We start from the raw sequence: 24,756 nt of genomic DNA on the forward strand, positions 1-24,756 counted from the left end.
CGGCTGGCGTTGCAACTTGCCGACATTCGCCCGGGCATACGCCAGCTGGATTTTCGCGCGCTTGAGATCGGGGCCTTTGGTCGTCGTCGTCGACGCCGGTGGCGGGCTGTTCACTTCCAGTGCATTCAGTGCCTGCTCAGCCGCTTCGAATTGCTGCTGCAGCACACTCAATTGCGACTGTTGCTCAAAGGTCGGCGGGTGACCAAACGCCTTCAACGATTTGTGTAACTGGGCACGGCTCATCGCCACGCTGATTTTGGCTTTTTTGACCGCAGCATCCCTGGCCGCCTGCGCTGTGTTGGCCTGCACCGGCGCAACCGGCGCCGAACGCTTGGCCCGCGCGAGGCGCTCGGCGAGTGTGTGGGCTTCTTCGCGTTGCAAGCGCGCGTTGCGTTGTTCGTAGCGTCGCCGCGCCCGGTCACGTTTGAGGCCACGTTCATGGCGTTCATGGTCGTTGGCCGCCATGCCGCCGACAATCGGCAGCACGCTGGCCGCCGGGCGCATCTCAATGCAATCGACAGGGCAGGGCGCAACGCACAGGTCGCAGCCGGTGCACTCATCAACGATCACGGTGTGCATCAACTTGGCGGCGCCGACGATCGCATCCACCGGGCAGGCCTGGATGCATTTGGTGCAGCCGATGCATTCGGCCTCACGTATATAGGCGACAACGGCTGGGGCTTCGCCACGGCGGGTATCGAGTTCCAACACCGGCACACGCAGCAATTGCGCAAGGCCCTCGATGGTTTCCTGCCCACCCGGCGGGCACTTGTTGATCGCCTCACCGGCGGCGATGCCTTCGGCGTAAGGCTTGCAGCCTGGGTGCCCGCATTTGCCGCATTGGGTCTGCGGCAGCAGCGCGTCGATACGTTGAATCAGGTTCATGGGCATGCCGGTTGAATACATAACGCTTGTACAGGTGAGCCGCTCGCGATAAATCACGCGCGCTTCATAAAACAGGCCCGCTTACCGCGGGCCTTGAGCCTTACTTGATACGTTGCCCTGGCTTGGCGCCGCTGTCCGGGCTCAGCAGGTAGATTTCCTCACCGCCGGGGCCGGCCGCCATCACCATGCCTTCGGAAATGCCGAACTTCATTTTCCGTGGCTTGAGGTTGGCGATCATCATGGTCAGGCGACCATCGAGCTTGGACGGGTCCGGATAAGCACTCTTGATCCCGGAAAACACGTTGCGTTGCTCGTCGCCGATGTCCAGCGTCAGGCGCAGCAGTTTGTCGGCGCCTTCCACGGCTTCGGCCTTGATGATCAGCGCAACGCGCAGGTCCACGGCAGCAAAGGCGTCGAAGTCGATCTCGGGGGACAGCGGGTCCTTGGCCAGTTCGCCGTTGCCGGCAGGCGCGGGCTCGCCGGTGTCGGTCTGGCTGGCGATCAGGTCTTCTTTCGAAGCGTCGGTCATCGCCTGCACGTTGACCGGGTCGATACGCGTCATCAGCGGCTTGAACGCGTTCAGTTGATGGTTGCCGAGCAAGCTGGCGTGGTCATTCCAGGTCAGCGGCGCGACGTTGAGGAACGCCTCGGCATCGGCGGCCAGCAACGGCAATACCGGCTTGAGGAAGATCACCAGTTGGCGGAACAGGTTGATGCCCGTGGCGCAGATCGCCTGCACTTCAGCCTGCTTGCCTTCCTGCTTGTTCAGCGACCACGGCGCCTTGTCGGCGATCCAGGCGTTGGCGCGGTCGGCCAGGCCCATGATCTCGCGCATCGCACGGGCAAAATCGCGCGCTTCATACGCGTCGGCAATGCTTGGCGCGGCCGCCAGGAACGCGTCGGTCAGTTCCGGCGCGGCGTTCTCGGCCACCAATACACCGGCATTGCCCTTGTGGATAAAACCGGCGCAGCGGCTGGCGATGTTGACCACTTTACCGACCAGGTCCGAGTTGACCTTCTGTACGAAGTCTTCCAGGTTCAGGTCGAGGTCATCGACGCCACGGCCCAGCTTGGAGGCGTAGTAGTAGCGCAGGTATTCCGGCGACAGGTGGTCCAGGTAGGTGCGCGCCTTGATAAAGGTGCCGCGCGACTTGGACATCTTCTGGCCATTGACCGTCAGGTAGCCGTGCACGGCGATGCCGGTCGGCTTGCGGTAGCCCGAACCTTCAAGCATCGCGGGCCAGAACAGCGCGTGGAAGTTAACGATGTCTTTGCCGATGAAGTGGTACAGCTCGGCGGTTGAATCCTTGGCCCAGTACGCGTCGAAATCCAGCGACGGCGTGCGGTCACACAGGTTCTTGAAGCTGGCCATGTAGCCAATCGGCGCGTCCAGCCACACATAGAAATACTTGCCCGGCTGGTCGGGGATCTCGAAACCGAAGTACGGCGCATCGCGGGAGATGTCCCACTGCTGCAGGCCGGCGTCGAGCCATTCGGCGATCTTGTTGGCCACGGCGTCCTGCAGCGTGCCGCTGCGGGTCCAGGTTTGCAGCATCTGCTGAAAATCCGGGAGCTTGAAGAAGAAGTGCTGCGAGTCTTTAAGCACCGGCGTGGCGCCGGAGATGGCCGACTTCGGGTCTTTCAGGTCGGTGGGCGCGTAAGTCGCACCGCACTTCTCGCAGTTATCGCCGTACTGGTCTTCGGTGCCGCATTTAGGGCAGGTGCCCTTGATGAAGCGGTCGGCCAGGAACATTTTCTTTTCCGGGTCGAAATACTGCGTAATCGAGCGCGTATCAATGTGCCCGGCGTCGCGCAGGCGCTTGTAGATCTGGCTCGACAGCTCGCGGTTTTCTTCGGAATGAGTCGAGTGGAAATTGTCGAAATCGACCAGGAACTCGGCAAAGTCGGCGCTGTGTTCAGCCTGCACATTGGCGATCAGTTGTTCCGGGGTGATGCCTTCCTTTTCGGCGCGCAACATGATGGCCGAACCGTGGGCGTCGTCCGCGCAGACATAAATGCATTGGTTGCCGCGATGCTTCTGGAAGCGCACCCACATATCGGTCTGGATGTACTCAAGCATATGGCCAAGATGGATAGAACCATTGGCATAGGGCAGGGCGCTGGTGACGAGGATCTTGCGTGGCTCGGACATGGGGCTCGGCTACTTGATGAAACGGAGGTCGGCCACTATAAAGCGCCAGCAAATATATTTCACCCCGTGGCGTTGTTTCAGCAGCGTGCGCGCCGTCGAAAGCATGCCGCTGGGCGCCTGGAACGGTTAGGATAGCCGCCTGTTTCAGTCAGTCTTTTTTCGGGAGTAGCCCATGAGCGCCGTCACTCGCGCAGCGGTGGAAGCCGTTCTTCGCCAATACACCGACCCCTATTTGAACCAGGACCCGGTCACTGCCGGTTGCGTGCGCGCCATCGAGATTCACGGGGATCAGGTCTCGGTCCAGTTGCAACTGGGCTATGCCGCCGGCCTGTTCAAGAGCGGTTGGGCGCAGATGCTGCAAATGGCCATTGAAGGCTTGGACGGTGTGCGTTCGGCCAAGGTCGACATTCAGTGCGTGATCGCCGCGCACAAGGCCCAGGCGCAAATCCCGGGCTTGGCCAACGTCAAGAACGTGGTCGCCGTGGCGTCCGGCAAGGGCGGCGTGGGCAAATCCACCACCGCCGCCAACCTGGCGCTGGCGCTGGCCCGTGAAGGTGCGCGCGTGGGTATTCTCGACGCCGACATTTACGGCCCCAGCCAGGGCGTGATGTTCGGCATCGCCGAAGGCACGCGGCCCAAGGTCAAGGACCAGAAGTGGTTCGTGCCGATTGAGTCGATGGGTGTCGAAGTCATGTCCATGGCCTTCCTCACCGATGACAACACACCGATGGTCTGGCGCGGGCCGATGGTCTCCGGCGCGTTGCTGCAACTGGTTACCCAAACCGCCTGGGGCGACCTCGACTACTTGGTGATCGACATGCCGCCCGGCACCGGTGACATCCAACTGACGCTGGCGCAGAAAGTCCCGGTGGCCGGCTCCGTCATCGTCACCACGCCGCAGGACCTGGCGTTGCTTGACGCGAAAAAAGGCGTAGAGATGTTCCGCAAGGTCAACATCCCGGTGTTGGGCGTCGTGGAAAACATGGCGGTGCACATCTGCTCCAATTGCGGCCACGCCGAGCATCTGTTTGGCGAGGGCGGTGGCGAGAAGCTGGCGACCCAGTACGGCGTCGAATTGCTCGCCTCGTTGCCATTGGCGATGGAGATACGTGAGCAGGCCGATGGCGGCAAGCCCACCGTGGCGGCCGAGCCCAGTGGGCCGATCGCGATGATCTACCAGGAACTGGCGCGCCATGTGGGCGCGCGAATCGTCCTGCAAGAAGCGGCTGCGCCTGCGATGCCGACGATCACAGTCAGCGACGACTGATCCATCCCTGTGGCGAGCGGCCCTGTGGCGAGCGGGCTTGCTCGCGTTGGGCCGCGTAGCGGCGCCGCTCTTAGCGGTAAAGAACAGGACTGCTGCGCACTCCAACGCGAGCAAGCCCGCTCGCCACAGATAATATTGCCCCCCGATAAGGGGGGTTTTTATTGCCTGAAAAATGCTCAATGGGTGCCGATGCTGCTTTTACGCAGTTGTGCGCGTAAGCATTCACTTACTTCTGCGTAAGTGTTCGGTTTTTTTACCGGGTGTGTGCGACTCAAAACGTCGAGAGATTTTTCTATCTATTTGAAATATAACAATTATTTATGTGTCGCTCACCGGCCAAGCGTGTCAGCCAGAGGTTTGGATCCCGTTGAACTTCCTTTGGAACTCTCTAATATCAGCCCTGTGTCCACGGATTGACACGGCCATCAAGGAACGATGGTTCGAGGGAACATCGCGGGATGCGATTCATCAGGATGATGAAAAGGATCAAAGGGACTATGGAGAAAATGTGGGCGGGTCATACCGCCCCTTTTTTTCGCCTGTAGAAAAGTGAAACCCGCCACGCACAAACGCAAAAAGGCCCGCAAGGGGCCTTTTCGAGGGCGTCGACGCTGTTAGCGTATGAGGTCTTTGATCTTGCCTTTCACGCCATCAAATTCGGCCGCATCCGGCAGCGAATCTTTCTTCTCCGTGATATTCGGCCAGATTTCCGCCAACTCGACGTTCAGCTGAATAAATTCCTGCATCTCTGCCGGGACTTCGTCCTCGGAGAAAATAGCGACGGCCGGGCATTCTGGCTCACACAGGGCGCAGTCGATGCACTCATCCGGGTGGATAACCAGGAAATTCGGGCCTTCGTAGAAGCAGTCCACCGGACACACTTCTACGCAGTCGGTGTACTTGCACTTGATGCAGTTGTCGGTGACGACGAAGGTCATTTCTAATTTTCTCCTCAGGCGGCGGCAGCGAAACCCCTTATCGGCGGGGCTCGCGAGGTTTGAGAGCGATAGTCTGCGGACCAGGCTAAAAGCCCGCAGCATCCCAAACCGCGCGAGATTCTATCAGCTTGCAAGCGTCTGCGTTAGACCCGTGTCTTCAGTGCATAGAGCATTTCCAATGCTTTACGCGGGGTCATGTCGTCCAGGTCAAGTTTTGCCAACTCATCAAGCACCGGATGCGGCAAGCTGGCGAACATATCACTCTGGTGTGGCGCGCTGGGTTTGTTTTTGCCTTTGGCTGGGCTGGCGACCACGGTTTCGTGGGGCAGCGCCGTGGTTTCCAGGCGGCTCAGGTGCTCGCGGGCGCGGGTGATCACATCGTTTGGCACGCCGGCCAACTGCGCCACGGCCAGGCCATAACTCTGGCTCGCCGGCCCCGGCAGCACGTGGTGCAGGAATACGATGCGCTCGTTGTGTTCGGTGGCATTAAGATGCACGTTAGCCACCAGCGGCTCGCTTTCGGGCAATACCGTCAGTTCAAAATAGTGCGTGGCGAACAGTGTATAGGCGCGCAAGTGCGCCAAGCGTTCGGCCGCCGCCCACGCCAAAGACAGGCCGTCGAAGGTGCTGGTGCCGCGACCCACTTCGTCCATCAGCACCAAACTGCGCTCGGTGGCGTTGTGCAGGATGTTGGCGGTTTCGCTCATTTCCACCATAAAGGTCGAACGGCCACCGGCCAGGTCATCGCTGGAGCCGATCCGCGTGAAAATACGGTCGACCAACGACAACTCGCAACTGGCCGCCGGCACAAAGCTGCCGATGTGCGCCAGCAACACGATCAACGCGGTCTGGCGCATGTAGGTGGATTTACCGCCCATGTTCGGACCGGTGATCACCAGCATGCGGGTGTCATCATCCAGCGACAGGTCGTTGGCGACGAACGGCGTGGTCAACACCTGCTCCACCACCGGATGGCGCCCCTGCACGATGCGCATGCACGGCTCGCTGACAAACCGCGGGCAGTTCAAGTCAAGGTTCAGCGCGCGCTCGGCGAGGTTGCTCAATACGTCCAGTTCCGCCAAGGCGGCGGCCGTGTCTTGAAGCGGCGCCAGCTTGCCGATCAGGTCTTCAAGCAAGGCTTCATAGAGCATTTTTTCGCGGGCCAGCGCGCGGCTCTTGGCCGACAGCGCCTTGTCTTCGAATTCCTTCAGCTCCGGCGTGATAAACCGCTCGGCGCCTTTGAGGGTTTGGCGCCGCTGATAGTCGATCGGCGCCTGCTCGGCCTGCTTGCTCGGCAACTCGATAAAGTAGCCGTGCACACGGTTGTAACCGACCTTCAAGTTGGCCAGGCCGGTGCGGGCTTTTTCGCGGGCTTCCAGGTCAATCAGGAACTGCCCGGCGTTTTCGCTCAGCGACTGCAACTCGTCCAGCTCAGTGTCGTAACCGGTTTTAAGCACGCCGCCGTCACGGATGATCGCCGGCGGGTTGTCGATGATGGCTTTCGCCAGCAGCGCCGCGAGGTCCGGGTAGGTGCCGGCCGTCACGGCCAGTTGTTGCAGGTGCGGCGTGTGCAGCTCGGTCATCGCCACTTGCAATTGCGGCAGGGCGCCGAGTGCATCGCGCAGGCGCGCCAGGTCACGAGGGCGCGCGTTACGCAGGCCGATCCGCGCCAGAATCCGCTCGATATCGCCGATTTCTTTCAGTTGCGGCTGCAGCTTTTCAAAGCGATAGCCGTCGAGCAAACAGGTAATAGAAGACTGCCGCGCTTGCAGCACCGCCAAGTCACGCAGCGGACGGTTCAGCCAACGGGTCAGCAAACGGCTGCCCATCGCGGTCTGGCAACGGTCGACCACCGACTGCAAGGTGTTGTCGCGCCCGCCGGCCAGGTTGGTATCCAGTTCCAGGTTGCGCCGGCTGGCGCCATCCAGCACCACCGTGTCGTCCAGGCGGTCATGGCGCAGGCTGCGCAAATGCGGCAACGCGGTGCGCTGGGTTTCCTTGGCATAACTGAGCAGGCACCCGGCAGCGCCGATGGCCAGGGTCAGCGTCTCGCAACCGAAGCCTTTAAGGTCCTGCACCGAGAATTGCTGGCACAGGCTTTTCAGCGCCGAATCACGCTCAAAATCCCACGGCGCGCGACGCTTGGCCCCACGACGTTTTTCTGCCGGCAAATCCTTCGGCCAATCATCCGGAATCAACAACTCCACCGGATTGATGCGCTCCAGCTCCGCCAGCAGACTCTCCCAGCCCTTGATCTCCACCACACTGAAATTGCCACTGGTGATGTCCAGCACCGAAAGGCCAAACAAACGCTCATCACCCAACACCGCGGCGATCAGGTTATCGCGGCGCTCATCCAGCAACGCCTCATCACTCACCGTGCCCGGCGTAATAATGCGCACCACCTGGCGCTCCACCGGCCCCTTGCTCGTCGCCGGGTCGCCTATCTGCTCACAAATCACCACCGACTCGCCCAGCTTCACCAGCTTGACCAAGTAGCCTTCCAACGAATGGTAAGGAATCCCACACATCGGAATCGACTGCCCCGCCGACTGCCCGCGCGCGGTCAAGGTGATGTCCAGCAACTTGGCAGCCTTCTTCGCATCTTCATAGAAGATCTCGTAGAAATCGCCCATGCGATAGAACATCAACTGATCAGGGTGCTGGTTTTTCAGGCGCCAGTACTGCTGCATCATCGGCGTGTGGGAGGTTAGGTCTGGAATTGCTTTATTCATCAGTGTCTTAGGGCGTTCTTTCGTTGTGGATGGGGCAAAAAAGGGGCAAATCAGAATCCGCTAAGGGCGAATATGGAAGGTATTCGTTCATTCCTGGTGTCATTAACGTAATGAATGGAAGCCTAACATGTCGGATGTACGTAGCGAGCGGAGCTGTTGCGGATGTGCTGCTGGGATTCATGGTTAGCGCTGGGTTCATCTGATGATTCCTAGCGACAATCTTGCAATGGTGTCATTATGACACTACCCTGCCCTGTCAAGGACCTGCTAAGGTTAGGAAGCCCTTTGCTTTATGTGCTAGGGAACCAGTAAGAGGAAGTACTGGTATCAACAACCCAATGAATGAGTCGGGCAATATTATGGCAATGCTACCTTGGCAAATAGAGGTATTGAGATTCTCTTTTTTAAATATGTCTTCGGACGTGGAAGGGGAGGGACTTAATTGGTCTAGTTTGACTTCGAGCGAACCTGAGTCTGTTACTGAGAAGCGCGGAACAGGCGTGCGGACTGAAGAGGGGCCTTGGCTGAATGGCAATCTTTCTGTCTCTAAGCAACATGGTCGCATTGATGTTGTATATAATTTTTCTCAGCAAGATGGTCCACTACCAAATGCTGGGTCGTTGCCAGATGTTCTAGAAGTTTTTAGTTCTTTGTATGAGCGCTTTGGTAAAGTGGGTGCTATACGCTATGCCATTGCGGGGGTTTTATTGTTGCCCGTTAATAGTGTCGCAGAAGGTTATGGAAAATTAAAAGATTTCTTGCCGTTTGTTAAATTTGAGAGTGACATGTCTAATTTTTTCCTGCAGGTGAATAGGAAGAAGGTTTCAGCTGATGGCATATCTATTAATGAGCTGAGTAAGTGGTCAAGTGTGGAGGTAAGAACCTTGCAGTTTACCGAGAATGGCTTAGCATCAGAGGGCGAAATTGTTCATGCTGTCCGGTTGGAGTTTGATATTAATACTGTGGATCAAGTTGTGGTTTCGGATCGAGTAAGTGTGGCTGGAGTGTTGACTGACTTGGAGCATAGAGTTTTTGCCCTGACTCACAATGGTGCATTATGATTAATCCAGTGATTAATTCATCTGTGGTAGATGGCGCTCTTAAAGTTTTTTTTCCGGCCGCTCATGAATCGGCCGAAACCTCTGCTTACGTCCAAAAAATATCATATTCGTTAGATACATATAGTCGTGGCTTGACTGCGGTTTGCTCTAGCTTGGTACAGAAAGTCTGTGAGCACTATCCGGATATAAGTAAGGTTCGGAAGTCAACAAGAGATGCAGAGGTTGCGTTTGTCGGGGATTATGTTGGGATCAGAAATATAGATCTTCCAAGGGTTAATTGTGCACGTGGTTTTGTTAGGAGATCTGTGCGCGCTAGTGCTATGTATGAGTTTTTTCCTCACTACTACGCACAAGATGGTTTTTCTGTAGGTGTGGATGCTTATGATGTAAGAGCTCAGCTTAATCTTTATAAGATGAGAGTTTTTGAGGCATCTGAGTCTCGTAGGCGAGCTTTAGATTTTATGTATGACTTTCTCGAAGATGCGTTTGAGGAAAGAGATGTCCTAATGATTGATCATATGTTGCTTTTAGCATCTTCTGAATTGGTTGATCATAGTCTTTCTGTGAGTTTTTTAAGGGCCACCTCTCGTGCTCGTAAACATCTTACCTTTTGGAAGCTGTTTGAAGGTCGAGTCAGGCTTAGTCTTAAAGACAATCCAAACGCTCATAAATTGTTGAAAGGTCTAGACTGATACGGGATTGGGCGATGCTGAATGTAATGGAATATTCCGGCGGGAAGCTGGCGGTTTTGATTTCTGGGAGTGAAGCGCAGCGTCATGTGGGCTTTTTTTTAAAGGATGGGCAAGAACCAGAATTGATTCATCTTGCCTGGCATATGCGGCTTTCTAATAACTCAACATCTGAGTACGTTGATAGATTTGGGAAGTTTGTGGCGTATGAGTGTCAGAATTTTCTAGATGAGCAAGCGGAAGATATTGTAAGTTTTGTTAAGACGATTTGGCGAAAAAATCGTTTCAACGTTCCTTACGGCATTGGTTCGGATAGCTTTTCTACTTTTTTTGATGGGGAGGGCTCAGTCTCGAATCGAAGCCCAGGGTCAGGGCTTACGTGTGCCACTTTCCTTATGAGCGTTTTTGCATCTCAATTGTACCCCGTGATTTGTGAAAGCACTTGGCAAAAACGCCCAGAGGATGAAGAGTGGCAAGAAATGGTTTTGGCTGAGCTTTCGAAAAAGCCGGAACTTGCTGATCATGTAGCAGAATTAAGGAAGATTGCGAGTAGTGCTTTTAGGTACCGTCCTGAGGAAGTTGCAGCTTGTTCAGCACTATATGACTCGACGCCTATTGTGTATTCAGACGCCGTCATATTTGGTGAACAGCTGCTCGATAGGGTACGCGATAAGGGAGTGCTTAGCTAATCGCTGCAAGTCGAGCTGGTTATGATCAACAGTTCGACTGATTATTTATTTCCCTCCAAATCCGCTCTAATTCTTTTGAGGATTCATCCTCCATCCATTTTGCATAGACCTCTACCAGCATTGAGAAGTCCTTGTGGCCCAGTTGCTTTGAAATAAAAGCGATATTGCCTCTCGCTGTTAGGCACCAGCAAGCGAAGGTGTGCCGTGTTTGATATGGTCGGCGTGGGCGTATTCCTGATCTTTTTTGTATGGCAGACCATTTTGTATTCCATGCAGTTGGTACGTACCAAAAGTTGATATTTTTTTTACGTGCTTGGGTAGTCGGAGAAAGCAGTGGGGTTACTTTTTCCTGTCGGCTTTCGTATCTGTTCTGGAATACCTTAATTGTTTGCTGGTTGTGGCCTTTGACTAGCGACATTAGAACTCGGCATGCTTCAATAGCTGGAGGCATTAGTAGTACTGAGCGTGCCTTCCCGGTTTTTGGTACTTTAAATGTACCTCTCGCTGTTATGGCTCGAGTAATTCTGATTTGCCCACCCTCCAGGTCTATGTCTTCAACGGCCAACGCACATAGTTCGCCTGGTCGCATCCCGGTATACACAGCTAAAGTGATCGCCGCAGAGTCTTGGGGGTGAAGGCATCCCTTATCCACCAGCAGCTGGAATTCGGCACGGGTTAGCGGATCTGGCTCTTGGCCTTGCATTGCGAACCGATTACACGCCTCTGATAATCCCGAGCGACAATAACCATTGCTCTCGCACCAGCCTAAGAAACCGGCGAACGTTGCCAGGTAGTGATTGACGGTTGATGGCGCTCGGTCTGCAATCAACAGTGTCCTCAGTAACTGAATGTCTTCAGGCAACAAAACGCTTGCAAGACGATCAATACCGACCAGCGCCGTGCAGATGTCTAAGGCGTAACCGTACTTCTCTTCCGTCATTGGAGTGATATCCACCGCCTTCAGTGGCTTATATCGCTCCAGCAATGCCCCAAGCCTTTCGTCCTTGGCGCTGCTGTAGTTGGTAGCGTGCTTTGAGTTAGGAAAGTGCCGGCCATAGTCAAAGTGGCCGGTTTTGATCTCATGAAGAATTGCCGCCCTTAATAGGGCGGCGTGTTTGATATTGGCTTTGGTGATCGGAAGGCCGAGGGATTCGCGGCAGCGTATACGCCGCCACATGAACACGACGCGCAGGTTGCCGCCGTGTATCTCAATCCCCTTCTGCTTTGCGAGCTCGGTTTCTAGGCCGCTTCCTGAGGTGCGCTCTCGGCCCACTTGTCATACTCCGTCATGTTGATTGCAATGCGGCCGTCCGGCGTTTTGCGCCAGACACGACCTTGGGCCCAGGTGCCGTTCTTCACCTTGTGGCGGATAGCGTCTTCGCTGTAGCCAGTGAGTTCAGAGGCGCGACTGATCATTACCCAGCGGGGTAGGCTCATGCTGCTTCTCCCATCAGCTCACGTTTATCCATGTCCTTGTTGGCACTGATCAGCGCCATCATCGGCCACGGTGAAACCGAGTTGCCCACCATCAGCACCTGTGTCTTGTTGCTGAATTTTCGGCCATCGTGTCCACGGTCGATCACGTAGTTGTCTGGAAAGCCCTGTGCACGGTAAAGCTCGCGAGGTGTAAGCATGCGCATGCCGATATCGACGATCACATACGGCGTGCCCTTGATCGTAACGGTGACCAGTGCCAAGCGGTCCCGCGTGGTGACGGTCGCGGCTGGGTCACGCAGGTCGTAGGTGTTGTCGCTGCCGTAGTAGCCCATAAGGAAGGCTGCTACACGCATGGCTCCGGCCTCGACCTCTGGCGCGAGCTTGTACTCGACCAGGGCGTGATGCTCGGTACCGGCCGCGATAGTCGGCACCAGTTCGTCCATGGCTCGGCCGACGCAGTTCCTACGAAGCGTCGACAGGTGCGCAGTGACGATCTGCTGCTGGCTGCCCGTAGTGGTGATCGCCGTCAGCGGTTGCTTCGGGTGGTGCCCAGGAGTCACGTTGTATCCGCCGTTGTGCTGGGCGACGTATGCGACGGCAAGGGCGAAGTGTCCGCCCTTCACGCCGCTGCAGATGGTGCGTAGAGGATCATCACCTGGCATGTTGCGCTGGCTGCTGCCATTGGCGTGTTCGGTGATGAAGGGCGCGAGCTGCGGGGTGACAAGAGCAAACCCATGCGCACCGGTGATGGTCTTTGTGGGATCGTCAACGGATTGGCAACGCGCCATGTCGTTGCCGCTATGGTTGACGCTGACAATGAACGGTTTTTTGTGCTCAATGACGTAGCGTTTGGCACCTTTGCGCAGGCGCTCCATGGTGTTGTTCACCAGTGGTCGTTTTACACCTGCAGCACGGCCTTCTTCCTTGGTGAGGAAAATGCTCGGACATGGAATAGACCAATCGATACAGCTGGCGGCGGTGCGGTAGGCTGACTGTCCCTTGGCTGGGTTCTTGAAGTGCGTCGGATCAGGCCAGCGCAGTGGCTGGTCGTCACGGCGAGCAATCAGGAACAAGCGCTCACGGGTAGTGGCGGCGCCAAAGTCGCAGGCTTTTAGTTTGCCGTACATCAGGTCGTAGCCCATAGACCGCAGGTTGTTTTCGAAGCGGCGCCAGGTTTGTCCTTTCCGTTTTGGATCGGGCACCAGGTACTGTTCTTGTACCGGTACCCGCTCGCCAGCAGCCGCGACAGTCATGTCACGGCGTACCACTCGACCAGTCTTGCTGCAGCGCTTCGCGATCAGCGGTCCCCATTGCAGGATCTGCACGACGTTTTCCATCGTGATCATGCGGGGGCTGACCTGGCCTCCCCATTTCTGGATGACCCATGACTGCGAACGGCTGGTGGTGCTGCGCGCCTGACCGCCAGCAGCAAGGCTGTGGTGGGTGCATTCAGGGCTAGCGTGCAGATGCGCTACTGGACGGCCGCGAGTTGCTAGGCGGGGACACACGTCGTAGACGTCGGTGATGTAGTGTTCGGCGCTCGGGTGGTTGCGCTTGTGCATGCTGATGGCGTCGGGGTTGTGGTTGATGGCGATGTCGACCGGCATGCCGGTGCCCATCTCCTGGCCCATGGTTGCGCCGCCGCCGCCAGCGAAGAGATCGACGCGGATCTCGCCTGAAAAGTCGAGACCGAACTGGGTTTTGACGGCTGATGCAATTGGGTGGTTATACCCCACGGCAGGCTGCGCGAGCGGGCGTTTCTGAGCGTTTAGCGTTGCATCAGCGAGCGCTGCCCCGCGCAGCTTTTCGTGGGGTATAAGTGCCTCGGCAGTGGCGCTGGAAGAAGCAATAATGCCTGCTGCTGCGCAGCAGAGACTGTTTGTTTCTAGCGTGTGGACGCCACCTGTAGCGCGGAGCAAAGCGGGCAGGGCGTTGGCGTTGTCCTGGTGGTTCTTCATGCCGCTTTCCTCCGGTGTTCGATAGCGAGTTGGTCCATCAGCCGCTGGTGGTAGGTGAGTCGGGCTTCTGCGGCGGGCCATGGGCGGATGATTTCAACCATGGGGTCGATGTCAACCAAGCAATCCCAGATAGCCGGATTGGTTGGCATGAGGTCGCGGCGTTCCGTCGCCAGTGCAATCAGGTCGGCCTGGTGCACGCAGGCGGGGAGTTCGACGGCTAGGTCAAAGCGCTCGCAAACGCGCATCCAGATAACGTCCTCAAATCCTCGATAGTCGGGCATCCACTTTTTGAGTGGCCGGGTCATATCGCCCAAGTACGCCTCGGTCGCATCGTGGAGCAGGGCCGCCAACTTGTGTTCTTCCGGCACCAGCTCGGCGACGATGCAGCTGTGTTGGGCCACGCTGTAGAACTCGCGGGTGTGGCCGTTGAAGCGGCATAGGTGTGCGAGCGAGTGCGAGATGTCCCGTGGGTCGATCATGTCGGCGTCAGGCTCGAACAAGTCGAAGCGTTTGCCGGTGGAGGTGAGGATCCAGTTCATGCGGCTTCCCTCACCAGGTCGGCCAGCAGCAAGGCGTTGTCGGTTGCCTTGTGCAATTGGCGCAGAGCTTCGTAGCCGATCAGTGCTTTCAACTGGCGGACGAACTCTTTGCTGTAGCGGGTCAGGGCGCGAAGATCCTTGGTGGCCTTTGCATGTTGCTGTTGCAGTGTGCCGGCGGCCTGGGGCGTTAGGCGCAGCATCGGAATGGCCTGGCTCATACGTCACCGCCACAAGCTTTTTTTTGTTGGGCGACGGCATCCTGGTGGGTTGATCGAAAATAAAGAGCCGCTTTTTCGGCCTCTTTCGGACACATTTTTATCTTCGGGCTTTCTCCGATCACTAGTCGGCGAGTCTGGGCCTCAGTGGTCGAATTATTCACTTCAGTCGCGGCCATTTCTGGTGCTGCTGGGTCCAGCAAAGCTGCCATGGCGAGCGCTTGGTCGCGGAGGGTAAGTGAGTCGCGCTCGAGCTTTTTGCCAGTGCGAAACGCGCTGAATGTCTCGGCTGCGATACGTAGCTTTTCGGCGATATCCAATAGAGTTTGGCGAGCTGGCTCCCCCAGCTTCGACGCATCCAGTGCCCGCTTGTAGTGGGCTAACAGTTGCTTGTGGTGAGTCTGGGCTTGCTCAAGCAATAGCTCCAGGTCCCGGATGGCGCCCGAGCTATCAGATTGCTGATTAGCCTTGCCTTCATCGATGCCTTCGATGCGACCATCAATCAAGCCCCCTCGATAGCCGACCCAATAGAGGATCGCGGCTGCGAAAATGATGCTGATCAACGCGCAGATTTGAATTGCAGTCATGTGGTGTGCTCCTGGTGGTGTGTTGGCTGGTGGTGGCAGCCAATTGGTGTGTTATTCGTCGTCTGGATCTGGTGGATCTGCCAGGCCACACATCAGCTTGGCCTGATAGGGCATGTAACCCTCCTCTCGGAGGGCGTCGTAGCGCTGATAGTCGGCGGCAAAGTAGCTGCACTCATCACACAGTCGGCTGCCCTGTTCTTCGGCAGACAAAGGTGTATCGCAGTGTCGGCATTGGTCTAGCAGTGACATGTCACGACCTCGTCGTCGACGGCTTCTGGTCGCGGCATATCTTCATCCGCCTTGTAGGCGCGAATGTCGATTAGCGAGGCCACATGCTTGATATGAGCGTACTTCGGCGCCTTGCGGCTGTTGACCAGCGTTGTCACGGGCAGTTGAATTCGGCCTGTTGCAATTGCGTCGGCAAAAGATCCTTCGTTGAGGTTCCGGAAGTACCGTTCGCGCAGCTTTTCCACAGGAATCAGAACGTCACCGAAGGTCCGGTACAGCAGTTCGACTGTTGCCGGATCTGGTGCGGGCAGCAGCCGCAGTGGCTGCTGGTCAGCGTGTGCAGTCATTGGGTTTCCTCCGTTGAGGATGATTCCAGGCATTCAGGCAATGGCGTTTAGTCAGCTCCCGTAGATGCTCCGGCACTTCGAGGAGCGCGGCGTTGCGCTCCTCGCGTGTGCGCATGGCGACGATCTGGCGGGCGTACTCCCTAGGCCACGTCACGGTTGTCTGCCGGGATGGCTGGCAGTTCGAGCCCTAGTTGCTCGGCCAACCAGGGCATGCCGGCTTGCCTGACCTTGGTCGACTGGCTGTATTGCATTCCCGCAGTCTCGTGGTACCAGTTGCCGTTCTTGATGCGCAGGTACTCGCGATCTCGAATGGGGAAGGCTGGAAGGCGGCGGTCATTAAGCAGGCGTTTCTCGCGCATCAGGGCGATCAACTTGTGGCGTGTAAGTCCGAAGTACTTGGCGGCTTGTTCGAGGTTGCGTTCCATCTCGGCCTCCTAGGCTGCATGCGCGGCGGGTGTCGCCACGGCAGCCAGGTGGGTGATGGATTCGGCCACCATGGAGTAGATCTCCACGTCACTGCCGTACACCGTGAAGCACTTGGTGCGCGGCTTTCTGACGCCGATGCTTATGATGGTGGTGATGCCTGCGCGGGTTTTGCTGCGGTGGATTGCCAAGTTGATCGGTTGCTCGAAGCCCATATCGAGACTGAGAGCGCCGCCGGTTTGCACCAGGTTGAATACCTGCTGTTTGTGTTCAGTCCTGAATACGCCGTAGCAGCGGTTTGCGTGCGGCAGGGACGATGGATCGGATGGGGTGGTTGGCCCATTGACGATCTCCTCGATGAAGTCCGCAAGCTTGAGGTGCATCCTCTTGGTGTTGGCTAGGGTCAGTGTGTGACGTTCGCTGCCCAGCTCAATGGTGAAGTGCGTGTCGACTTTTCGGCGCTCGACATTCAGGCGGAAGGCCAGGGCCTCGCGCTGCGTTTCGGCTCGCAAGAGGTGGTTGAAGGTCTCGGTCAGGCTGACTTGGGCCTTGAGCAGGGTAAGGGTGCGGTTGTCGAGTTTATACTTGCTCATGCCGCTTGCCCTCCGCCGTTTGGGTCAAATGGGGCAGGCGCGGAGCGGTGCTTCAGCTTAGGTGTGGACGCGATGAAGGCGCAGCCGCAGGCTTGTGCCAGTCGGCGGATTTCGAAGATGCGGGAGGGGTTAGCAGCGGCCGGGTGGACGTGCAGGGTGGCTGTGGTGTGCATGGTGTTGCCTCGCTCTGTGGTGGGAGAGTGAGGCAAATATTAACCTTTGAGATTAACTTTGCAAGCTAAAACAACCTTTGGGGTTAGAGTCCGAGCTTTTTCTCAATATAGGTCTGAAGCACGCCGAGACCCAGATCAGTGGCTTTTGAGCCTACATCATAGAGAAACCTCTTCAGCTTCTGTTTAGCTCCGAGTCTTTCTGGCTCCGGGATTCCGGTATCTGCGAGCTCATGCACCGCGGATTCCAGTTGAGTCTTAGATTTTCCGCCGTATTGCTCAATTAACTCGATGAGCTTTAAATCTTCTTCGGTCAACTGCTTATTTCCCCTGATTTCCTGAGAAATAGCGATACTCGCAATATTAATGACTTGGGAGCTAATATGGGTAGCTCCGGTATTTTGTGGAATTCCATTTAGTACGGATGGGAAAGATGTGCCTAGTGGGGATTTCAATGTTGAATTGATTAAGGGTGTGACTATGGAGTTTATAATGCCTTGTATATATTCTTGTTCTTGTGGGCTATGGATTATGTCAGTTAGCTCGGATTCCATTCTGTGTCGAAGGCTTAGAAGCTTCGTTTCGCCCTCATGTTTGATGTCCAGCTTTAGCCTTTTAGCTTCTTTTGAAAATTTGGTCAGTATCGAATTAAGTTCTTGTTCGTTAACTTCTCTGCTTTTCAATAAGGCTTCGGCAGCAGTGATGTCATTAGCGCAAAGGTCCATTAGTGAAGAGAAATCGTTAAACTTTTCCTGCATGCTGCTTTCTGAGTGTTCTTCTTCTCCATGGAACTCATATACGGTACCATCGTCTGTCGAACGTTGGTCGAGCCTTGTTTTTATGTTAGATACTCGGCCGAGATAGTCCTTGAACAGCTGCAGAAGTTTCTCAGTTTGTTCAGACCAAATTCTTCGCTTTGGAATGTACATACGAAAAATTAGATTTTTTTCAGTTTCTACCAAAAAGTTTTCAGATAGAACATTCATTTCAGCTGTGCGATTGTATGGCGTAATGTCTAAGCCTATTTCCTCAAACCACTCCAGAGCGTAGCGGGCCATTTCTTGAGGAAGGCGGCTATTGACCATTTCTATACCGGGCATATTTGATCTTTTAAGCGTGTGTTCCTGAACGAAAGCTATGTGCCGGCATTTTGCTATTCGTGAAAATAGCTCAATTTTAATATCATCGTATGATTGGTCGTATAGACAGTGAAAGACAGGGTCAGTAATTTTCACAATTACTGAGTTTATCTCATATTGCAAGAAAAAATGCAGTATGGTTTCCCAGTTTGCGGGAGTTGAATTCAGCATCTTTTTTTTGTATTGACGTTTTGTCGTCGTTAGAAGGTTTAGTGAGCCTTCTCCTCCGACGCTGCCAAGAAGTAGAACTAACGGCTTGTCAGGATCTAATTCAAAGTCCCGATACTCATAGCCTGAGTATGGATCTAGCTCTTCGTCATTAATTGTTTCGAACTCCTCGGGTTCGAAGTCATTCTCTTCCATAAGTTTTCCAGTGTTGTGTTTAATGATTTTAGCCAGATTGGTGTAAGAGCGTTAAAGATTAGATATTTTCCAGCGCGCTCTCCCACATATTGACCATTCTTCCGTCATGCGAATAATTCGTTCAGGCCAATCAGGATTCACAGCAAACAGATATTGCTCGTCACCTTCTTGCTTTAATTGTTTCAAGGTGGCTGCTTGATCCCTCGTTCTTTTCGCAGCAACAAAATGGCCTGGAAGCGCTTCGAGTGAGGGGTCAATAACGATCATGTCTCCCTCAACAAATTTTGGTTCCATGCTCATACCTTCCACTCTGAGAATAAAAGCCCTTGGTCCAACAGGTCCTGGTGCGTCAATCCATTCCTCTGCGTCTCGGGGATCGAAGCTTTCATGAGCTTCACACCAAGAGCCTGCTGCTATCGAGCCAATCACTGGCAGCTTCCTACCTGTATGACTCAAAACCGTAGCGTTATTGAACTCTCCAATCCCATAAGGCATGTCGAGATAACCGTCGTGTAAGCCCAGTGCTTTCTCAAGTTCTCTGGCAATTTGGTCCCCGATCCCTTTTGTTGGATTTTTCCCTCCAAAGGCACTGACCTGAGCGGGAGCTTTTCCCAAGCGCTCGGCAATATCAGTCAGGCGGAGCTTCTTCTCGGCTATGACTCTGCGGAAATTTTGTAGGCGAGTGTCAGAAATTTTCATGATTTGATTCTGGCAAGGTTAACCTTCCAGGTGAATGTCCTTTCAGGTATTGCAAAAATTAACCCTTATGGTTAAATTTGCTTCTGGGAGGTACACCACATGAGACTGCGTGATTACATCAACCGTTTGGACCCTGAGTCGCTCAAGGCTTATGCAGGCCGTTGCAGCATTGCTGTGAGCTACCTTCGCCTTCACGTTAAATATGCGAGCAAGGATCCTAGCGTATCGCTAATAAAGTCTTTGGCGCGTGAAAGTGAAGGGGCTGTGTCCCTTGCTGAAGTGTTAGAGCATTTCGGTATTGTTGAGAGTCCTTGTACGAATAGGGTTGCATAGAAAAAAGGCGACCCAAAGGCCGCCCAGTTCCTCCCGGCACACACCACCACAGTGCTGTCGGGTCGCGACTAAGGTAGGAGGGCACACCACATGCAAACCACCTCCCTTTATCGCGCTGCCAAGACACGGATGTCTTGGGTTGCTGCCTTTTCCACCACAGATTGGGCAGCTGTTGCGCCAGAGGTGAGAGACGGATCACTCGCCTCGGCACGGTGCCGGTTTCGATCTTGAGGATCTTGCCGGCGTTTGGGCCCTTTCAAGCCACGCGGCAAATGTAACACCACTGCACGCCGCGCGGCACTGGCAACTTATAAGGATTAATGCCATGAGCCGAATTGCTCTGAGTTGCGTTGATCGAGCACAGCGGGAAATCCTGACGCTCGAATTAGCGCTTTACCACGCCGCACGGGATTATCCGGGTGGCGCCGCTGCAATCGCCGCCACCACCGGCCGCAATGCCACAACGCTGCAACACAAGTTGTCTCCTACGCACCCCTCGCACACGGTCAATATCCAAGAATTTGGCGAGATCCTCGAACTGACCAAGGACCGTCGGATTCTCGACGCTGTGCACGGCCTTGTTGGCGACACGATCTGGCAGGAGCTGGCCGAGTCGTACACCAATGACATGCCCGAAACCCTTACCACCGGGATTGCACAGTTCTTCCGGCAGGTAGCGGACCTGTCCGAAACTTGGGCCAAGCATATTGGCGACGGAAAGGTTGACGACAGTGAGTTGGCTGAGATCCGCCAGTTGGTGTTTCGCGGCATCCAGGGTTTGTTGGGTATGTACAACCGCGCCCGTTATGTCAACCAGACTACTCGTGGGGTGGAACGTGGCTGATATTGCTGATTTTGCAAATGACCTGGTGCAGGAACGACTTGATCAGGCTTTGGCTGCTCGCGCAGCCCAGCTTTCCGCCATGCCCCTTAGTTCGTTGATGTTCTGTGATGAATGCGATGAGCCAATCCCGGAAGCTCGTCGGTTGGCACAACCCGGTTGCACTCACTGTGTTGAATGCCAATCCGCAGACGATGTGAGGGCTTCCCGTTATGCTCGATGAGGTAATTAATCAGTTCGGGGATTATGGCCTTGAGCCTGATCAGCCATTGGTTTTCGGCAAGCTCACTCGCTGCAAAACCACCCAGGATAAAGGCAAGGAGAAAAATGGCTGGTATGTTGTCCACGAACATCGCACCGAGAAGAACGGAACGCTGATATTCGGTAGCTTTGGTGATTGGCGATCTGGCGATACCCAAAAAATCAAAGTAAAGGCCGGGCGCATGAGCCCGGAAGAGCGCGAGGTAATGCGTGCTCGACAGGAAGATGCAAGGCGCAAGGCTGCCGAAATCGCGGCTAACGCGTCCCGCCGAGCGGCCAATCGTGCATCGGCATTGTTCCAGCGCATGCCAGAAAAGGGTAAGAGCGCCTACCTGGATCGAAAGCAGATCGTAGGCTTTAAGGTTCGCTATGCGCCACGTACAGGCGCATTTTTAGTGCCCATGTGCAACGTGCGCGACCAGATCGTCGGCCTGCAGGTGATCTTCCCCGCGAAGCAAGAGGACACCGGGCGCGACAAAGCGTATTGGCCCTACGGTATGTCGAAGGAAGGCGCTTTCCACTTGATCGGCCCGCACCCTGAACCGGGTGAGCCGGTGCTGGTGTGTGAGGGTTATGCTACGGGTGCAAGCCTGCACATGGCGACTTCGCTCGCTGTCGCCGTCGCCTTTGACGCGGGCAACTTGCTGTCGGTTTCCAAGGCCATGCGCGAACGTTTCCCCGGTTGCCCGCTGATCATCTGTCGCGACGACGACTGGAAGACCAAGCGCACCAACGGCGATCCCTGGAACCCTGGCGAAGAAAAGGCCAACAACGCCGCTCTGATCGTCGGTGGTCAAGTGGTTGCCCCGGTGTTCTCCGGTGAGCGCGAGACCAAGTGGACCGACTTCAACGACCTGCATATTGCAGAAGGCCTAGAGGCTGTCCGCCGTCAGGTGCTGTCGGTGGTCAGGCCTCCTGCAGCTGGTGGGTGGAAGGATCAATTGGCCCGAACCGAAAACGGATCTTTGATAGCGCACATGCAGAACGTCGAATTAATACTCGGCAACGATGAGCGCTGGGCTGGAGTAATCGGCTTCAGCGCGTTCAGCTCAAAAATCGTTAAGTTACGTGCTGCCCCATACGGTGGCGGTGTCGGCGACTGGGCAGATATCGACGACATGCTTGTAATGAAGTGGCTCGCACAACAGTACAACCTTCGGGTCAAGGCCAGCAGCGTGATCGAAGCGGTTAGTGTGGTTGCCCATGATCATGCCTTCCATCCTGTACGCAATTACCTCCACGGTCTGGAATGGGACCGTGTTCCACGGTTGGCTACCTGGTTGACTGACATCATGGGCGTTGAAGCAACTGACTACAGTTCGAAGGTTGGTAAGCGCTGGATGGTGTCAGCGGTCGGGCGCGTGATGCAGCCAGGTTGTAAGGCTGACTCGGTGATGATCCTCGAAGGGGCACAGGGTGCCGGTAAATCAACAGCAATGTCTGTGCTTGGCGGTGCCTGGTTTATGGATACACCTTTCGCCCTTGGCGATAAGGATGGCTTCCAGGCGATCCGTGGTAAGTGGATCATTGAGCTGGGGGAGTTGGATAGTTTCAACAAAGCTGAGTCGACCAAAGCGAAGCAGTTTTTCTCTGCTTCGACTGACACCTATCGTGAGAGCTATGGCCGAAGAACGATGGACGTGCCACGCCAGTGTGTTTTTGTGGGTACGACGAACCAAGACGAATATCTCAAAGACGCCACGGGTAACCGGCGTTACTGGCCTGTCGCGTGTACCAAGGTCGATTTGGAACAATTGCGCGAAGTCCGCGACCAGCTCTGGGCCGAAGCGATGTTCTGTTATCAGTCCGGTGACATTTGGTGGGTCAATCGGGATGAGGCGCCACTATTCGCCGAAGCGCAGGAATCGCGCTTTGTCGTAGATGAGTGGGAAGGTCCGGTCGTCAAGTGGTTGGAAGAATCTCAGATCGGCGCAACAGCTAGCGGCGAAGATATTTTGGCTGGTGCGTTGAAGCTCGATTATGGCCACTGGGGCAAACCTGAGCAGATGCGTGTCGGGGCGATCATGCATCGACTCGGATGGCGAAAGGTGCGACTGCCGCCGTTGCCGAAAAGTGGTATTCGGCCATATGCCTACAAGAAGCCGGATCATTGGGGCAATGCATCAGCGCTGCAGGTTGATAGCGCAAGGGATGAGGAGCCTTGCTTTGATTAAGCGAATCGATGAAATGCTCAAGCTCTGGGCGCAGGATCTGCATTCGCCAGTGCCGGAAGGCTCTGGTGGGCCAAGTGGCGGCAACATGATTGCAATGCTGATGGAGTGTAAAGGGGAACTGATACGCGGCACGCGTGGCAGTCGGGTACTGTTGGATGAATCGGCCGATATCGAGCTCATCATCAACAAGCACTTGCCGCCGCAGCTGTCGGTCGTCGTGCGTGAACACTACTGTAACCACGAAAGCTTCCTGTCGCAGAAGTACACCCACTGTGGGTGTAGTCGCGATACCTACTATCAGCGCCTGCATGAAGCGCACCTGCACATTGCCGGCATGCTGATGGGGAAGGCTGCGTGACCTTTCGCACACTTGCGCCTACAACTGTCCTACTGTCCGGCCTTGCCCTACCTCAAGTTTGCAAGGTAGGACTGCTGGAGGCCGCGCATTCCGTGGCCTGTCCTACCTCCCTACTTAATATCGCACGACGCACACATGAGCGTAGCGCGTCGCATCACGCGCCGCTGGCGCGCATGCGTTTTTTTAGTTTTCTCTCTTTACACGAGAAAAAGTTAAAAGAGGTAGGGCAGTAGGGCAAGGCCCCGAATTCAGCGGCCTCCAGCTGTCCTACCTCCCTTCTGAATAGTGGGGCAGGTAGGACAGCGCCGGAGGCGCTGGAAGCCGAAATAAAGATATTCACCGACATTCCCTAGACGTAGACCAGACATTCACCGGGTGGCATTAAAACAGGGTTGCTGCCACCGGAATCCACCTGTAAAAAGTAGTCATCTTCGATAGGTGCGACCGCGAGCAGCGGGACACACCACCACACTGAACCCGGCCATTGCGCCGGGTTTTTGCGTTTATGGGGTAGGGCGATGACAAACGAGCAGCAAGCGCTTATTGAGATGCCGATCTGGATGGTGATCCTGCTATCCCTGATCGGCGGTATTTCCGGCGAGGCATGGCGGGCCGACAAAGCGGGGGTGAGCGGCTGGTCATTGGTTCGCCGCTTGCTGCTTCGGTCCGGGGCCTGCGTGGTCTGCGGGCTTTCCACCATGATGTTGTTGCACGCATCGGGCATGTCGGTCCTGGCGGCAGGGAGCATCGGATGCCTCACCGCGATGGCCGGCGCCGATGTCGCCATCGGTTTGTACGAACGCTGGGCCGCCAAGCGGTTGGGCGTGTGCGATGTGCCGCCCTCGGGCAGTGGTCAGGCGTGATGTGTTGGAGGCCACGGAATACGTGGCCTGTAGCGTAGTGCGTCAAGATGGTGTGCCGAAAGTCGCCGGGGACCCTGGCGGTATTCGAGGGACACGGGGCATGAAACCCGCGGGAAAGCGTTAGCGGCAGGCCCACCAGCTTACTGAAATTCAATCCATTGAAATTGAAAGGTTTCCATTGAAAAGCCGTTGAAAAGGAGGGCTTATGACAGATCCACTGTTCCTGTCTAAAAGCGCTTTCGCGGTTCGCATCGGCAGGACGCCGAGCTACATCACCTGGCTGAAAGACAACAACCGCCTGGTGCTGTCGCCGGATGGCAAGAAGGTAGACGTGCTGGCAACGGAAGCGCTGATTCTTGAAACTGCCGACCCCAGCAAGGCCGCCGTCGCGGCTCGACACCAACAAGACCGGCTCCAGCGTGACGTTTACAGCCAATTGTCCCCCATGGTCGAGCCGACTAACACGGCTGCGCCGCCGCAGCCTGCTGGCGCGAAGAGCGGGCAACCCGACTTCCAGAAGGCCCGCGCACACCGCGAGTACTACCTGGCCCAGCTGGCCGAAGCCGAGTTTCACAAGGTGCAGGGCTCGCTGGTGGATATGAAAGCGGTCACTACCGGGGCTTACAACGCCGGACGCATGCTGCGCGATCAGTTGCTCAGCATGCCCCCGCAACTAGCACCCGAACTGGCGGCGATGTCCGACCCTTGGGAGATTGAGCAGCACCTGACCAAGGCGCTGCGGCTGTCCCTGGAAGAGGCCGAGCGCATGTCTTCGGCTGATCTTGAACGCGATCTGATCACTACGAGTTAAA

The 24,756-nt window shown here is 55.8% G+C and carries 25 protein-coding genes and 1 pseudogene; 10 read left to right on the plus strand and 16 right to left on the minus strand.

Annotated elements, in window-relative coordinates:
* Positions 1–498: 498 nt before the first annotated feature.
* Positions 499–873, minus strand: a pseudogene (gene rsxB / locus AO240_RS29270) (electron transport complex subunit RsxB); the annotation flags it as partial.
* 112 nt (positions 874–985) lie between these two features.
* A complete protein-coding gene (gene metG / locus AO240_RS07775) occupies positions 986–3,037 on the minus strand; it encodes a methionine--tRNA ligase (RefSeq protein ID WP_058412693.1) in 2,052 nt (683 codons plus the stop codon).
* A 172-nt stretch (positions 3,038–3,209) separates the two neighbouring features.
* On the opposite strand from metG, the gene apbC reads away from it, so the two are divergent.
* Positions 3,210–4,304, plus strand: a complete 1,095-nt coding sequence (gene apbC, locus AO240_RS07780; protein WP_099235963.1) for an iron-sulfur cluster carrier protein ApbC — start codon at positions 3,210–3,212, stop codon at positions 4,302–4,304.
* A 614-nt stretch (positions 4,305–4,918) separates the two neighbouring features.
* On the opposite strand, the gene fdxA is transcribed toward apbC, so the two are convergent.
* Positions 4,919–5,242 (minus strand): ferredoxin FdxA, encoded by a 324-nt coding sequence (gene fdxA, locus AO240_RS07790; protein WP_058412691.1) that lies wholly within the window; start codon positions 5,240–5,242, stop codon positions 4,919–4,921.
* A 143-nt stretch (positions 5,243–5,385) separates the two neighbouring features.
* Positions 5,386–7,965 carry a DNA mismatch repair protein MutS gene (gene mutS, locus AO240_RS07795; protein WP_177445799.1) on the minus strand — a complete coding sequence of 860 codons (2,580 nt, stop codon included), beginning with the start codon at positions 7,963–7,965 and terminating at the stop codon, positions 5,386–5,388.
* A gap of 350 nt (positions 7,966–8,315) precedes the next feature.
* Between mutS and AO240_RS28305 the strand changes: the two genes are divergently transcribed.
* From AO240_RS28305 to AO240_RS07805, 3 genes are read left to right on the plus strand one after another with little or no spacing between them, the layout of a single operon-like run.
* Positions 8,316–9,038 carry a hypothetical protein gene (locus tag AO240_RS28305; RefSeq protein WP_143505332.1) on the plus strand — a complete coding sequence of 241 codons (723 nt, stop codon included), beginning with the start codon at positions 8,316–8,318 and terminating at the stop codon, positions 9,036–9,038.
* Entirely contained in the window at positions 9,035–9,730 is a 696-nt protein-coding gene (locus AO240_RS28310; protein ID WP_143505335.1) for a hypothetical protein, read from the plus strand. The genes AO240_RS28305 and AO240_RS28310 overlap by 4 nt, the downstream gene beginning before the upstream one ends.
* Positions 9,731–9,744: 14 nt before the next feature.
* Complete coding sequence (locus AO240_RS07805; protein ID WP_099235969.1) at positions 9,745–10,416, plus strand: hypothetical protein; 672 nt, start codon at positions 9,745–9,747, stop codon at positions 10,414–10,416.
* Positions 10,417–10,441: 25 nt separating this feature from the next.
* Here the strand turns inward: AO240_RS07805 and AO240_RS07810 are convergent, their stop codons facing one another.
* The 12 genes from AO240_RS07810 to AO240_RS07865 form a co-directional block, all read right to left on the minus strand.
* Positions 10,442–11,689 carry a site-specific integrase gene (locus AO240_RS07810; protein ID WP_099235971.1) on the minus strand — a complete coding sequence of 416 codons (1,248 nt, stop codon included), beginning with the start codon at positions 11,687–11,689 and terminating at the stop codon, positions 10,442–10,444.
* Positions 11,656–11,853 (minus strand): excisionase, encoded by a 198-nt coding sequence (locus AO240_RS07815; RefSeq protein WP_099235973.1) that lies wholly within the window; start codon positions 11,851–11,853, stop codon positions 11,656–11,658. Before AO240_RS07815 ends, AO240_RS07810 begins: the two co-directional genes overlap by 34 nt.
* A complete protein-coding gene (locus tag AO240_RS07820) occupies positions 11,850–13,811 on the minus strand; it encodes a DNA cytosine methyltransferase (RefSeq protein ID WP_177445795.1) in 1,962 nt (653 codons plus the stop codon). The genes AO240_RS07815 and AO240_RS07820 overlap by 4 nt, the downstream gene beginning before the upstream one ends.
* Positions 13,808–14,350 (minus strand): phosphohydrolase, encoded by a 543-nt coding sequence (locus tag AO240_RS07825; RefSeq protein WP_099235975.1) that lies wholly within the window; start codon positions 14,348–14,350, stop codon positions 13,808–13,810. Before AO240_RS07825 ends, AO240_RS07820 begins: the two co-directional genes overlap by 4 nt.
* Positions 14,347–14,568 (minus strand): hypothetical protein, encoded by a 222-nt coding sequence (locus AO240_RS07830; protein ID WP_099235977.1) that lies wholly within the window; start codon positions 14,566–14,568, stop codon positions 14,347–14,349. Before AO240_RS07830 ends, AO240_RS07825 begins: the two co-directional genes overlap by 4 nt.
* A complete protein-coding gene (locus tag AO240_RS07835) occupies positions 14,565–15,152 on the minus strand; it encodes a hypothetical protein (protein ID WP_371918606.1) in 588 nt (195 codons plus the stop codon). The genes AO240_RS07830 and AO240_RS07835 overlap by 4 nt, the downstream gene beginning before the upstream one ends.
* 51 nt (positions 15,153–15,203) lie before the next feature.
* Complete coding sequence (locus AO240_RS28315; protein WP_143505337.1) at positions 15,204–15,401, minus strand: hypothetical protein; 198 nt, start codon at positions 15,399–15,401, stop codon at positions 15,204–15,206.
* Positions 15,389–15,727: a pyocin activator PrtN family protein gene (locus tag AO240_RS07845; RefSeq protein WP_099235981.1), complete on the minus strand. Its 339-nt coding sequence runs from the start codon at positions 15,725–15,727 to the stop codon at positions 15,389–15,391. The genes AO240_RS28315 and AO240_RS07845 overlap by 13 nt, the downstream gene beginning before the upstream one ends.
* 140 nt (positions 15,728–15,867) lie before the next feature.
* Positions 15,868–16,152, minus strand: coding sequence for a phage antirepressor KilAC domain-containing protein (locus AO240_RS07850; RefSeq protein WP_099235983.1), 285 nt, complete (start codon positions 16,150–16,152; stop codon positions 15,868–15,870).
* Between the two features lie 9 nt (positions 16,153–16,161).
* On the minus strand, positions 16,162–16,743 hold the full coding sequence (locus AO240_RS07855) for a hypothetical protein (RefSeq protein WP_099235985.1): 582 nt from the start codon (positions 16,741–16,743) through the stop codon (positions 16,162–16,164).
* Between the two features lie 256 nt (positions 16,744–16,999).
* The gene (locus tag AO240_RS07860) at positions 17,000–18,415 is read right to left on the minus strand and encodes a hypothetical protein (RefSeq protein WP_099235987.1); all 1,416 of its coding nucleotides are present in this window, start codon (positions 18,413–18,415) and stop codon (positions 17,000–17,002) included.
* Between the two features lie 51 nt (positions 18,416–18,466).
* Positions 18,467–19,114, minus strand: coding sequence for a LexA family transcriptional regulator (locus AO240_RS07865; RefSeq protein WP_099235988.1), 648 nt, complete (start codon positions 19,112–19,114; stop codon positions 18,467–18,469).
* Between the two features lie 658 nt (positions 19,115–19,772).
* Between AO240_RS07865 and AO240_RS07875 the strand changes: the two genes are divergently transcribed.
* The 6 genes from AO240_RS07875 (at position 19,773) to AO240_RS07900 (ending at position 24,755) form a co-directional block, all read left to right on the plus strand.
* A complete protein-coding gene (locus tag AO240_RS07875) occupies positions 19,773–20,291 on the plus strand; it encodes a phage regulatory CII family protein (RefSeq protein WP_177445796.1) in 519 nt (172 codons plus the stop codon).
* On the plus strand, positions 20,284–20,511 hold the full coding sequence (locus AO240_RS07880; RefSeq protein ID WP_099235993.1) for a TraR/DksA C4-type zinc finger protein: 228 nt from the start codon (positions 20,284–20,286) through the stop codon (positions 20,509–20,511). The genes AO240_RS07875 and AO240_RS07880 overlap by 8 nt, the downstream gene beginning before the upstream one ends.
* Positions 20,501–22,723, plus strand: a complete 2,223-nt coding sequence (locus tag AO240_RS07885; protein ID WP_099235995.1) for a VapE domain-containing protein — start codon at positions 20,501–20,503, stop codon at positions 22,721–22,723. The genes AO240_RS07880 and AO240_RS07885 overlap by 11 nt, the downstream gene beginning before the upstream one ends.
* Positions 22,716–23,081 carry a hypothetical protein gene (locus tag AO240_RS07890; RefSeq protein WP_099235997.1) on the plus strand — a complete coding sequence of 122 codons (366 nt, stop codon included), beginning with the start codon at positions 22,716–22,718 and terminating at the stop codon, positions 23,079–23,081. The genes AO240_RS07885 and AO240_RS07890 overlap by 8 nt, the downstream gene beginning before the upstream one ends.
* A 518-nt stretch (positions 23,082–23,599) precedes the next feature.
* Positions 23,600–23,944: a phage holin family protein gene (locus AO240_RS07895; RefSeq protein WP_003172128.1), complete on the plus strand. Its 345-nt coding sequence runs from the start codon at positions 23,600–23,602 to the stop codon at positions 23,942–23,944.
* A 205-nt stretch (positions 23,945–24,149) separates the two neighbouring features.
* A complete protein-coding gene (locus tag AO240_RS07900) occupies positions 24,150–24,755 on the plus strand; it encodes a terminase small subunit (RefSeq protein ID WP_065935942.1) in 606 nt (201 codons plus the stop codon).
* Position 24,756: the final 1 nt, after the last annotated feature.

It is taken from the genome of Pseudomonas sp. ICMP 460, assembly GCF_002723595.1.
GTDB lineage: Bacteria > Pseudomonadota > Gammaproteobacteria > Pseudomonadales > Pseudomonadaceae > Aquipseudomonas > Aquipseudomonas kitaguniensis.